This window comes from Kribbella sp. NPDC104740, assembly GCF_055583505.1.
This window is the reverse complement of record NZ_JBVJNV010000005.1, coordinates 469,334-480,817: the sequence shown is the minus strand read 5'-3', so window position 1 is coordinate 480,817 and position 11,484 is coordinate 469,334. Positions and strand designations below refer to the sequence as shown.

Annotated in this window: 11 protein-coding genes; 7 read left to right on the top strand and 4 right to left on the bottom strand. The window is 69.6% G+C overall.

Going from position 1 to position 11,484, the window contains the following annotated elements:
* The first annotated feature begins 111 nt into the window (after positions 1 to 111).
* A complete protein-coding gene (locus ACZ6Z4_RS27875; protein WP_465570099.1) occupies positions 112 to 1,485 on the top strand; it encodes a transglutaminase-like domain-containing protein in 1,374 nt (457 codons plus the stop codon).
* Here the strand turns inward: ACZ6Z4_RS27875 and ACZ6Z4_RS27870 are convergent.
* The 4 genes from ACZ6Z4_RS27870 to ACZ6Z4_RS27855 form a co-directional block, all read right to left on the bottom strand.
* A complete protein-coding gene (locus ACZ6Z4_RS27870) occupies positions 1,455 to 1,853 on the bottom strand; it encodes a hypothetical protein (RefSeq protein ID WP_465570097.1) in 399 nt (132 codons plus the stop codon). The genes ACZ6Z4_RS27875 and ACZ6Z4_RS27870 overlap by 31 nt on opposite strands.
* A gap of 25 nt (positions 1,854 to 1,878) precedes the next feature.
* On the bottom strand, positions 1,879 to 3,069 hold the full coding sequence (locus ACZ6Z4_RS27865; RefSeq protein WP_465570095.1) for a mannosyltransferase family protein: 1,191 nt from the start codon (positions 3,067 to 3,069) through the stop codon (positions 1,879 to 1,881).
* A 99-nt stretch (positions 3,070 to 3,168) separates the two neighbouring features.
* A complete protein-coding gene (locus tag ACZ6Z4_RS27860; protein WP_465570093.1) occupies positions 3,169 to 5,418 on the bottom strand; it encodes a transglycosylase domain-containing protein in 2,250 nt (749 codons plus the stop codon).
* An 88-nt stretch (positions 5,419 to 5,506) separates the two neighbouring features.
* Complete coding sequence (locus tag ACZ6Z4_RS27855; protein ID WP_465570091.1) at positions 5,507 to 6,994, bottom strand: short-chain fatty acid transporter; 1,488 nt, start codon at positions 6,992 to 6,994, stop codon at positions 5,507 to 5,509.
* Positions 6,995 to 7,210: 216 nt separating this feature from the next.
* Between ACZ6Z4_RS27855 and ACZ6Z4_RS27850 the strand changes: the two genes are divergently transcribed.
* From ACZ6Z4_RS27850 to ACZ6Z4_RS27825, 6 genes are all read left to right on the top strand, one after another.
* Positions 7,211 to 7,786 carry a PadR family transcriptional regulator gene (locus ACZ6Z4_RS27850; RefSeq protein WP_363670379.1) on the top strand — a complete coding sequence of 192 codons (576 nt, stop codon included), beginning with the start codon at positions 7,211 to 7,213 and terminating at the stop codon, positions 7,784 to 7,786.
* 10 nt (positions 7,787 to 7,796) lie between these two features.
* Positions 7,797 to 8,876, top strand: a complete 1,080-nt coding sequence (locus ACZ6Z4_RS27845) for an inositol-3-phosphate synthase (RefSeq protein ID WP_363670381.1) — start codon at positions 7,797 to 7,799, stop codon at positions 8,874 to 8,876.
* A 63-nt stretch (positions 8,877 to 8,939) separates the two neighbouring features.
* A complete protein-coding gene (locus ACZ6Z4_RS27840) occupies positions 8,940 to 9,770 on the top strand; it encodes a DUF72 domain-containing protein (RefSeq protein ID WP_465570088.1) in 831 nt (276 codons plus the stop codon).
* An 82-nt stretch (positions 9,771 to 9,852) separates the two neighbouring features.
* A complete protein-coding gene (locus tag ACZ6Z4_RS27835) occupies positions 9,853 to 10,290 on the top strand; it encodes a hypothetical protein (RefSeq protein WP_363670385.1) in 438 nt (145 codons plus the stop codon).
* A gap of 90 nt (positions 10,291 to 10,380) precedes the next feature.
* Positions 10,381 to 10,551: a hypothetical protein gene (locus tag ACZ6Z4_RS27830; protein WP_363670387.1), complete on the top strand. Its 171-nt coding sequence runs from the start codon at positions 10,381 to 10,383 to the stop codon at positions 10,549 to 10,551.
* A complete protein-coding gene (locus ACZ6Z4_RS27825) occupies positions 10,548 to 11,471 on the top strand; it encodes a hypothetical protein (RefSeq protein WP_465570085.1) in 924 nt (307 codons plus the stop codon). Before ACZ6Z4_RS27830 ends, ACZ6Z4_RS27825 begins: the two co-directional genes overlap by 4 nt.
* Positions 11,472 to 11,484 lie beyond the last annotated feature (13 nt).

Here is an 11,484-nt window from a genome sequence, read left to right as displayed (position 1 = left end):
CCCGCCCGGCCTGCCACCCCTTCCACCCGTACTGACGAACGAGGCGCCGGATAGGTTGCCTAGGACTTGTTGAGTCCACATCCCGAGATGACGCGGGCGGAGGGAGGCGGGGTGGCTGAGCCGGTGAGCGACGCTCGCGGGCGGGGCCGGAAGGCGGCTCCGGCCGCCGCCGAGCGGGGTCGGGAGGCGGCTCCGGCCCCCGCCGAGCGGGCTGCGCGGGCCTCCGTCGACCGACCACCCCATCCCCCGGCCACGCCGGCGCCTCGGGTGCTTGCTGTGCTGCGGCTCAGGGCGGAGCAGCTGATGCGGGACCGGGACGACCGGCGGCTGCTGGAGCTGGTGCCTGAGCTGCGGGCTGACGCTGAGTGGTGGACTCATCTGTGGGCTCCTGGGGCGGCGCTGGCTGCAGCTCGGGTGGGAGCGGCGGGTGCCCGGGAGCTGCTGGAGGAGGCTGTGGCGGGTGGGTTCCGGCAGCCGGAGCTGTTCGACGGGGAGCTGGAGAGGGTGCTCGGGTGGGCTGAGTTGAGCCTGCCGGCGCCGGAGCTGGAGCTGGTCGACTGGCCGGAGGCGGCGGCCGCACTGCCGCTGGAGGCGTATTCGATCGCTCCTGAGCGACTGCCCGGGCTGCTGGAGCGGCTGCCTTCGTCTGGTGATTCAGCGTGGGGTACGGCGCTGGGCCTGCTCGAGTGGGTGCACGGGCTGTGGCGGCACGCGAACGACCACGTGGACGCAGAGGACGCGCTGACCGTGCTGGAGCGGGTGGAGGCCGGTGAGCGGTTCGCCTGTGTCGAGTACTCGATCGTGCTGAGCCAAGCGCTCAACGCCGTACGGATCCCGTCGCGGCGCGTCGACCTGAGGCAGGGCGCGCACCACACGGGCGTCGGCCGGGGTCACGTCGTCAGCGAGGCCTGGATCGACGACCTCGACCGCTGGGTGGTGCTGGACGGCCAGAACGGCTCATTCTGGACAGATGCCGCTGGAACGCCACTCGGCGTGCGGGATCTCCAGGCACTGGGCACACAGGCGCGGGAGCTACACACGCCCGACCAGCCCCGCCTGGTCGGCGCCGGGTCGGTCGAGCCGTCCAGCGCAGGTCAGGCTGCCGCCTGGTTCAGCTACTTCGCCTCCGCGAGCACCACCGGCGTCACCTGGGCCGGCCCGACCTTCGCGCCGGTCTTCCAGGGCTCGCGCGTGATCAAGACCCCGCGCCTCGTCCGCGACAGCGGCCCGGCGTACCCGCGTCTGTCCGCCCTCACCACAGGCCTCACCGGAACACCCCAGCGCCCGGTCGTCCGCTTCCAGCACCACCACCCGTACGGCGTCGGCATCCGCCTCCACCTCGACTCCGGCCCGATCGACACCGACGAGTGGCCCCTCGACCTCACCCCCGGCGACCACGAACTGACCGTCACCATCCGCACGTCGTACGGCGAGACCGCCCGCCAGCGCTTCGCCTACTTGGTCAGATCAGGCTCGACCTCCTGACCCCGGCGAATCGTCGCCGCCAAGGTCACCAGCGCCAGCACCACCGCGGCGACCGCCAGCCCGGCGGCCCACGCGTCGCGCGTGAGGTTGATCCAGGCCAGGTTGAGCAGCGCGACGGCACCGACCGAGCCGAGCATCGGCGGCCAGGCGAGCCGCGCACGCCACGCGAAGATCAGCACGACGACCGGCAGCACACCGACGCCGGTCATCAGCCCGAAGAAGAGTCCCCTGAGCTCGGCCAGGCAGTCGTCCGCGTCCGGCAGGCAGCCCGTCGGCTGCCGCCCGACGACGATGCCGACGACGAGCCCGACCACCACCGCGACCGCCGCGGCCCCGGCCCAGACCCGCAGAATCCGCCGTGTACCCATCCGATCACGCTAAGCCATCACACGGTCAGCCGGACCAGCGCCCGGTGAAGAACGCCGCGGCCCAGATCGCCGCCAGTGGTATCGCCATCCCGAGATAGAACCGCCCCAACCAGGGTCTCCGATGCAGCAGCACCGCGAGCCCGATCCACAGCGGCCACCACAGCAGCGTCGCCCGGGTCAGCGAGTACACCCAGTACGACGTGACGAACGCCGCCACCGTCGCCCCGACCCATGCGGCCTCACCCCACGACCGGCGCCACAGCAACCAGGCGAGCAGCACCAGCCCGACGAACAGCGCCACCAGCTCGGCGCGGAACATCCACGTCCAGTCGGTCCGGTCCGCCGGGAAGTGGCCCTTCGTCGCGGCCTCGAACGTGTGGATGATCGAGGTCCACGGCCAGGTGAACTCGCGTGCCCAGCCCTTCTCCTGCGCGTCCTGCCAGGCGAACCAGGAGCCGTGGATCTGCTTCAGGTACGCCATGAAGCCGAGCACCGGTACGGCGGGCAGCGCCAGCCAGGGCAGCGACCGCCAGTCCCGCTTCTTCGAGGTGATGAACTCGACGCACAGCGCGAAGATCAGGAACAGCCCGGAGACCCGCACCGTCGAGGCCAGCGCGACCAGGATCGCCGCCCGGGCCCATCGCCCCTGCCGAGCCGCCAGCCAGGCCGGGAACGCGAACGCGCAGAACAGGGCCTCCGTGTACGGCGCTGCCAGGAACACGCCGACCGGCGCCGTGAACCAGACCAGCGCCGCCGTCGGCCCGAAGTCCCGCAGCTCGGGGAACTCGTACCGCGCGAGCTTGGCCAGCCAGACCCCGGCGACCGCGCTGGCGATCGCCGAGACCAGGACGCCGCCCCCGACGTACCCGATCCCGAGCCAGCTGGCCGCCCGCATCAGCACCGGCAGGCCCGGGAAGAACGCGGCGAGCGGCGCGCCGGACGGCTCGCCGTTCGCATACCCGAACTCCGCGATCGCCTTGAAGTGCCACACGTCCCACTGCCACCAGGCGTGCCAGACGTTCGGGTAGCTGTCACCGCGGTTGAACAGCAGCGGCGCGGACAGCGCGAGCAGGAAGATCCCGGCCCGCGTGATCAGCCACCAACCCAGCGCCTCCCGTCCGAGCTGATCCGGCAACCACTGCCGCAGCCCGGCCAGCCCGGTCTCCCGAGCCCTCCGCGCACCCTTGGGCTGCTCCCCCGCTGTCCGCTCGAACACACCCCCATCGTGCCCCATCGGCACCGAACCGGCTCAGCTCGGTCCACAGGCCTGTGGACAAAACAGGGACGGCACCTCCGAAGAGGTGCCGTCCCTGGTTCAGCCCTTGTCCCCGCCGCCTGGGCCTTGGCCGCCGCCTTCCCCGCCACCCGGTGGATCGTTCGGGCCGGTCGGGAAGGTGATCGTCGGCCGGGTCGGCTTGGTCGGTTTGGTCGGCGTCGGGTCGTCCGGCGTCTCGGTCGGCGGGCTGACCGGCGTCTCCGTCGGCGGCTTCGGCGTCTCCGTCGGCTTGGACGGCGTGAAGGTCGGCGTACTGGTCGGCGTCTCGGTCGGCGTCGGCGTGAACGTCGGCGTCGGGCTCTCCATCGTCTCCGGGTCCGGCTCGTCGAACTCCAGCTCGTCGGAGCTGCCGAGGGCCGGCTCCATGTAGGCGAGCCAGGTCCGCAGCGGCCAGTTGCCACCGAAGAACGCCTTGTCGTCGCTGAACGGGTCGAGGTCGCCTTCACCGGTCTTGCCGGCGCGGTAGAGCACCGAGGTCGACAGGTTGGGCGTGTAGCCCGTCCACCAGGAGGTCAGCGTGTCGTCGCCGTCCTTGCACCCGTCGCACTTGGCGTTCTCGGCCCGGTGCTCGACCGCGACACCACCCGCCGTACCGGTCTTGCCGGCCACCTGGCGGTCGAGCTTCTGCGCGCGCTCGCCGGAGCCGCCGTCCTCGGTCACGCTCTGCAGGGCGAAGTTGACCCAGTCGGCGATCGGCTTCTCGAACTGCCGGACCGGCTTGTACTTGTCCTTCTGGTTGAAGTTCTTCGCGTTGCCCGGCGAGGTCACCGTCTTGATCGTGTGCACCGGCGTGTACATGCCGCCGGCGGCGAAGGTCGCGTACGCGTTGGCCATCTCGACCGGCGAGGCGTACGGGTCCGGGCCGAGCACCGTCGACGGGTTGTTCCGGCCGCGCTCGAGGGCGGCCGTCTTCGGGATGCCGGCCTTCTCGGCAGCGTCGACCACCTTGTTCGGGCCGTCGGTCATCTGCTTGTCGACCAGGTCGTAGAACGCGGTGTTGATCGACAGCTTGGTCGCCTTGAGCAGATCGACGTCGCCGTAGTCCCGGTCGAACTCGTTGTTCAGTTCCTTGCCCTGGACCTCGATCGGGCTGTCCCCCTGGAACCGGTCGTACAGACTGCGGTCGTCCTCCAGCGCGGCGGCGACGGCGAACGGCTTGAACGAGGAGCCCGGGCGGGCGCGCAGCCGGGCCCAGTTCAGCTCGCTCTTGAGGAAGTCGGGACCGCCGTACATGGCGACCAGCTCGCCGGTTCCCGGGCGCACCGACGCGAGCCCGACGTGCAGACCCGCGTTCTTCTTCGGGAGCTCCTTGACCCCCGCGCGGACCGCCTCGTTCTGCTTGCCGATCTCGAAGGTGGTCACCACCCGCAGGCCACCACCGCTGATCTCCTCGGGCGTGTAGCCGAGGGTCTCGAGCTCCTCACGCGCCATCGCGAGCAGATAGCCCTTCGTCCCCCCGAAGCGGGTGCTCTTTTCCTTCTTCTTGAGCGGCGGGACCTTCTTGCTCATCTGGTCGTACTGCGCCTGGGTGATCGTGCCGCCGATCCGCATCCCGTCCAGCACGTACCGGTACCGCTCGAGGATCCGCTTCTGCGCCGCCGGCTTGTCCGGGTCGAAGTAGCTCGGGTTGTTCAGCACGGTCGCCAGGAACGCGGCTCGCTCCGGGCCGAGGTTCTTCGGGTCGGGGATGCTGAAGTACGCGTCCCCCGCAGCGCTGATGCCGTAGGCACCCTCACCGAAGTAGATCGTGTTCAGGTACCCCTCGAGGATCTCCTTCTTGTCCGTCTGCCGGCTCAGCTTGGTGGCGATGAACAGCTCGGAGAACTTCCGCGAGAAGGTCCGCTCCTGCGTCAGGTACATGATCTTCACGTACTGCTGGGTGATCGTCGAACCACCCTGCAGCTGCTTGCCGCGCGCGATGTTGAACGCGGCGCGCGCCATGCCCGACGGCGAGACCCCAGGGTTGGTCCAGAAGGTCCGGTCCTCGGCCGCGATCACGGCGTCCTGGACGGTCTTCGGAACCTGGTTCAGCGGTACCGACTTACGGTTCTGGTCGAAGAAGCTGCCGAGGACCGTGTTGTTGTCCGCGTAGTACACCGTCGTGGTGTTGGTCTGGAACGCCTTGTTCGGATCCGGGATGTCCGTGGTCTGGTACCCGATGAAAAAGGTGGCCGCGGCCCCGATCACGCCGAGGAAGAACAGAGCCAGCAGCCACCCGAGGACCCGCAGCGCCCAGTGTTTCTTCCGGCGTGCACGGGACGGGGCGGCCTTACGACGAGCTTCACTCACTGTCCGGTCCTCGACGATCTCGCTGAAGTCATTGGGCCCCAGACTAGAGGGGATGTGGTAACGCGCCCTAAACGAGCACGCAGAGTACCTACCCGGTGACGTGTGGCGCCAGTAGCGTCACAGCGAGCAACGCCGCGGGGAAGCAGGCGAGGAACAACGTGAAGGTGTAGCCCATGATGTCGCGGGCTTTGAGCCCGAGGATGGCGAGTGTCGGCAGCATCCAGAACGGCTGGAGCAGGTTCGCGCTGGCCTCGCCGAGGTCGTAGACCACGACCATCCAGCCGGCGTCGACCTTCAGCTGGTTCGCGGCCTCGAGGACGTACGGCGCCTCGATCACCCACTTGCTGCCGCCGCTGGGGACGAAGACGCCGAGGATGCAGGAGTAGATCGCGACCAGCGGCGGGAAGAAGAACTGGGTGCTCGCCTGCACGAGCCAGCCGGCGAGCCGCGCGGAGATGCCCGTGTACGCGATCATGCCGAAGATCCCGCCGTACAGCGGGAACTGCAGCAGCACGCCCGCGGCGGCCGGGGCGCCGTCGCGGACCGCGCGGGCCATTCGCCACGGGCGCCAGTGCAGCAGCATCGCGAGCAGGAACAGGATCAGGTTGACCGTGTTCAGGTCGAGCGCGTTGAAGAAGCTCTTCCCGTCGAAGTACCGGACCAGGTAGACCGCGCCGAGCAGCACCACCAGCAGGCTGAACAGCGGCGAGTGCTCCAGCCAGTCGCCCGGCCGGCGCGTCTCGCCTTCCACGCGCTGACCGTTGTACGCCGAACCGCGCCCGATCAGCGGCTTGAGCTCGATCCCGAGGTGCTCGGCGGTCTTGGAGTTGTCCGCGCCGGGCGCGATGAACCACGCCATCGTCACGCCCACGGCGTACACGAAGATCGTCGCCACGATCGCCTGCCAGGTGAAGATCGTGTCGCTCAGCGGGATCACCCCGCTGGCGTGGCCGGCCGCCTTGATCACCTCCTGGACCGGCGCCGGGCTGCTGGACAGGCTGGCGACCTGGAGCGCGGCCGAGCCGGACAGTCCCTGCGCCCAGACCGTGCCGAGCCCGAGGAACGCCATCGCGCCGAGCGCGCGGTAGTCCGCCTTCGGCACGTTCCGGGCCACCTCGCGGGCCAGGATCGCCGCGAAGATCAGGCTGAACGCCCAGTTCAGGTACGACGCCAGCATCGCGACCGCCGCGACGAACGCGACCGCGCCGCGCGGTGTCTTCGGGATCCGGGCCAGCCGCGTGATCAGCCGGGCCACCGGCCCGCTGGTCGCGACGGCGTACCCGCCGATGATGATCATCGCCATCTGGAGCGTGAAGGTGATCAGGCTCCAGAAGCCCAGCCCCCACGCGTCAACCAGGCCGTAGCCGTGCGTCGCGGCCGGGTCGTCGGGCCGTTTCAGCAGCGGCTCGCCGGTGACCAGGCCGAACAGCAGCACGACGAACGTGCCGACCAGGACGAATCCGAACGCGTCCGGAAGCCACTTCTCGGTGAACGCGGTGAACCGCAGGGCGATCCGGGCCAGTGGCCCCTCACCGTCCGTCTCGTGCCTGGCGTGCTTGCCCTGACTCTCGGTCATGACCCTCCGCTCTCGACCCACGACGCTGTGTGTCAGCTGAATTAACGCAGATCGCCGCCTGACGTAACAGGTTTCTCGGCGCGGGTCCGGCACGAAGGTGACAAAGGCCGACTTTGTCATGAGTTGTCGTCCCGTCAGCCAACTGCTTACAGTGGCGGAGCGATGTATCGAACCGATACATCAGGTCATGACAAACTGGACCGAGGGAGGTGGGTCATGGGAAACCGCAGTGGGGTCCTGGAGCTCGCCGTACTCGGTCTGCTGCACGAAGCGCCGATGCACGGCTACGAGCTCCGCAAGCGCGTCAACGCCCAGTTCGGGTGGGGACGGGTGCTCTCGTTCGGATCGCTCTACCCGTGTCTGAAGGCGATGCTCCGCACCGGCCTGATCGCGACCGAAGCCGGTACGCCGGACGGCCGCCGGCCCAAGATCGTCTACTCGATCACCGCCGACGGGAAGGACCACTTCGCGCACGCCATGCACGACGCCGGTCCGTCGGCCTGGGACGACGACACGTTCGGGGTCCGGTTCTCGTTCTTCGGCCGGACCGACCCGGCCACCCGGCTGCGCATCCTCGAGGGCCGCCGGGCCCGGATGGAGGAGCGGCTGGCCAACTTCCGGGCCGCGATGACCCGGACCGCGGAGCGGGTCGACGCGTACACCCTCGAGCTGCAACGGCACGGCCTGGAGTCGGCCGAGCGCGAGGTCCGCTGGCTGAACGAGCTGATCGACGGCGAACGGCGCCAGCAGCGGCCCCCTGACCAGCAACCGCCTGCAACACCCCCTACCTGAGGAGTTCCAGATGACTTCGATCCGCGTAGCGATCGTCGGTGTCGGCAACTGCGCCAGCTCGCTCGTCCAGGGCGTGCACTACTACCGTGACGCCAAGCCCGACGAGCGCGTCCCCGGTCTGATGCACGTCCAGTTCGGCGACTACCACGTCCGCGACGTCGAGTTCGTCGCCGCGTTCGACGTGGACGGCAAGAAGGTCGGCCTCGACCTCGCCGACGCGATCGGCGCCAGCGAGAACAACACGATCAAGATCTGCGACGTGCCGCCGAGCGGCGTCACCGTGCAGCGTGGCCACACCCTCGACGGGCTCGGCAAGTACTACCGCGAGACGATCACCGAGTCCGACGCGGCGCCGGTCGACGTCGTCCAGGCCCTGAAGGACGCGCAGGTCGACGTCCTGGTCTGCTACCTGCCGGTCGGCTCCGAGCAGGCGGCCAAGTTCTACGCGCAGTGCGCGATCGACGCCAAGGTCGCGTTCGTGAACGCGCTCCCGGTGTTCATCGCCGGCACCAAGGAGTGGGCGGACAAGTTCACCGCGGCCGGTGTCCCGATCGTCGGCGACGACATCAAGTCGCAGATCGGCGCCACCATCACCCACCGGGTGCTGGCCAAGCTGTTCGAGGACCGCGGCGTCACCGTCGACCGGACCTACCAGCTGAACGTCGGCGGCAACATGGACTTCAAGAACATGCTGGAGCGCGACCGGCTGGAGTCCAAGAAGATCAGCAAGACCCAGTCCGTCACCTCGCAGCTGGTCGAGGACATCGAGCCGCGCAACGTGCACATCGGCCCGTCCGACTACGTGGCCTGGCTGGACGACCGCAAGTGGGCGTTCATCCGGCTCGAGGGCCGCAACTTCGGCGACGTCCCGCTGTCGCTGGAGTACAAGCTCGAGGTCTGGGACTCGCCGAACTCGGCCGGCATCATCATCGACGCGATCCGCGCGGTGAAGATCGCCAAGGACCGCGGCATCGGCGGCCCGATCCTGTCCGCGTCGTCGTACTTCATGAAGTCGCCGCCGGAGCAGTACGCCGACGACGTCTGCCGTGACCTGGTGGAGAAGTTCATCAAGGGCGAGGTCGAGCGCTGAGTACGCCGTACTGACTCTTGCTGGGCCCCCACGACTGTCGTGGGGGCCCGCTAGGTTTGGGGCGTGCGACTTCATGTGGGCTGCGCGATGTGGACGCACGCGGCCTGGGACCTCGGCTCCAAGGACCGGCTGCGCACGTACGCGTCCTGGTGCACGGCCGTCGAGGGCAACACGACGTTCTACGCGACGCCGTCCCGCAGCTCCGTGGAGAACTGGGCGGCGCAGACCCCGCCCGACTTCCGCTTCGTGGTGAAGCTGCCCAAGACCATCACGCACGAACGCCGGCTGCGCGGCGCCGACGCCGAGCTGACCGCGTTCCTGTCCGCGCTGGAGCCGCTCGGCCCGCGGGCGCACGCGTTCTGGATCCAGCTCCCGGCCTCGTTCGGCCCGGGCGATCTCGGCGCGCTGGCGATGTTCATGCACAAGCTGCCCCGCGAGCACCGGTACGCCGTGGAGGTGCGGCACCGCGACTTCTTCACCGACGAGCGCGCCGCGGCGTCGCTGGAGCAGGTGCTCGGGCGCAGCGGCGCGGAGTGGGTGCCGTTCGACACGATGACGCTGTTCGGGCAGCCGGCCGGCAGCCTGGTCGAGCGTGAGGCGTGGATGAACAAGCCGCGTGTGCCCCGGCGTACGAGGGTGCTGACCGACCAGCCGATCGTGCGCTACATCGGGCGGGACTCCCCCGAGGAGACGGCGGCCGGCTGGCAGGGCTGGGCGGACCTGAGCGCCGAGTGGCTGCGCGAGGGGCGGTCGCCGACGATCTTCGTCCACACCCCCGACAACGTGCTCGCGCTGGAGCTCGCGCGACGCTTCTACGCCGACGTCCGGGCCCGGGTCCCGGAGCTCGCACCGCTGCCGGAACCCGTCCCGACCGCGCCGCCGACGCTGTTCTGACCGGTTTTCTTCGCCAGAGGTTCAACCAGCGCGACATTCGTGTCTCGCCGCGGAGGCCCGTTGTGCCCTAGGTTTGTTCACTGTGAGGTACGACGAGTTCCGCTCTGCGTATGACGCCGTCCAGCAGGCGTGCCTCGACGCGCGGCTGGACGTGGACGGCCTGGCCACCGAGGTCGGCCGTCTCGCGGTGCTGGCCGAGCAGGTCGAGCTGCGGTCCGAGCGCGAGGACGCCGCGTCCGACCTGGCGTCGCTGACCGACCTGGTGGAGATCGCCCGGCGGACCGCGACACCGCCCGCGTCACCGGCGTACGAGAAGGCGTTCCAGGAGGCGTCCGCGCTGACCGCCGAGGCGAACGCGGCCGACGGCCCGGTCACCGAGCGGATCAGGCTGGCCCAGCGGGCGATCAAGAAGATCCGCACCCTGGCGGACCGGGTCGAGGACCCGGGCGAGCGGTTCACGCTGCTGAAGATGACCGAGCCGCTGACGCTGCTGGCCGACGGGCTCGAGCACTCGCGCTGACTTCTCCACAGGTTCTGAAGTCGCCCCTGAGCTGAGGGCGATTCTCCATACCTTCCTTGACGAGACCTCACCTCGTCCGGAAGGACCCCCATGGAGACCGACTTCACCCCCGAACCGTACGGCGACCGCCTGGCCCGCACCGAGTGGCTGGTCACCGAGCTCCGGCGCCGCGCCGACTGCTGCGAAGACCCGGCCGAGCGCCGCAACCTGCACCGCTCGGCCGACGCCCTGGTCCGCGTCGCGACGGCGCTGCGCCCATGACCGACCCGCTCGCGTCGGCCGTGTACCGGCACAACACCGGCCGGACGACGCGCACCGCGACGCCGCACACGCTGCCCGAGCTGCTGGCCCAGCACGCGCAGGCGGCACTCGACCTGTCCGGCGCCGACCGCACCGCCTGGAACGGCCAGATCGTCGAGGCCGCCGACGGCATCCTCGGCCTGGCGCACTGGGACGGCACGCTGCACCTCGACCGCGAGTGCATCCTGGAGCCGCTGCACGACCTGTACGCGCGAGCCGGTGCGGCGCGCCCTTCGACCACACTCGCCCGCTATCGCGATGCGCTGCTCACGCTGCTGCACGAGCAGTCGCACTTCCTCGGTCCGCACGGCGCGACGCAGGAGGCGGCGCGGGCGGCGTTCGTCACCCCGGGCGCCAAGGCGCTGGAGGAGGGGGTCGCGGAGGCTTGGTCGCATGCGCAGCTGGACGCGTATCTGAATGCGTTGTCGATCCCGCATCATGCGCCGGGGATCGATCGGGTGCGCACGTCGCCGTCGTACCTGGCGTACGTGCCGGCGACGCTGGCGCTCACGACGTACCTGGACCGACGCCGCCACAGCTCGCCCGGCAGCACGTTGGCCATGCTCAACCGGAACACCACGGAGGGGCAGTGGCCGCTGGTCACTGACCTGCTCTACCGGTCGACAACGCTGCCGAGACTCGTTCCCTACCAACAAGAGCCGGAGATCCGGGATGCGCTGGAGACACAGCTCCGGACCGCGTTCCAGTCGCTCGACATCCTGCAGGTGCATCCGCAGGCGATCGCCGCCGAGCGTTCGCTCGCCACTGCTCAGGCGGCTCTCACCGCACTCGACGAGGAGTTGGAGTGTCTCGCGACAGCCTTCGCTCGACCTGCGCCGCAGCGGGTCTCTTCCGCATCCGACCTCGAGCGCACGCGATGAGACGCAGAGAAAC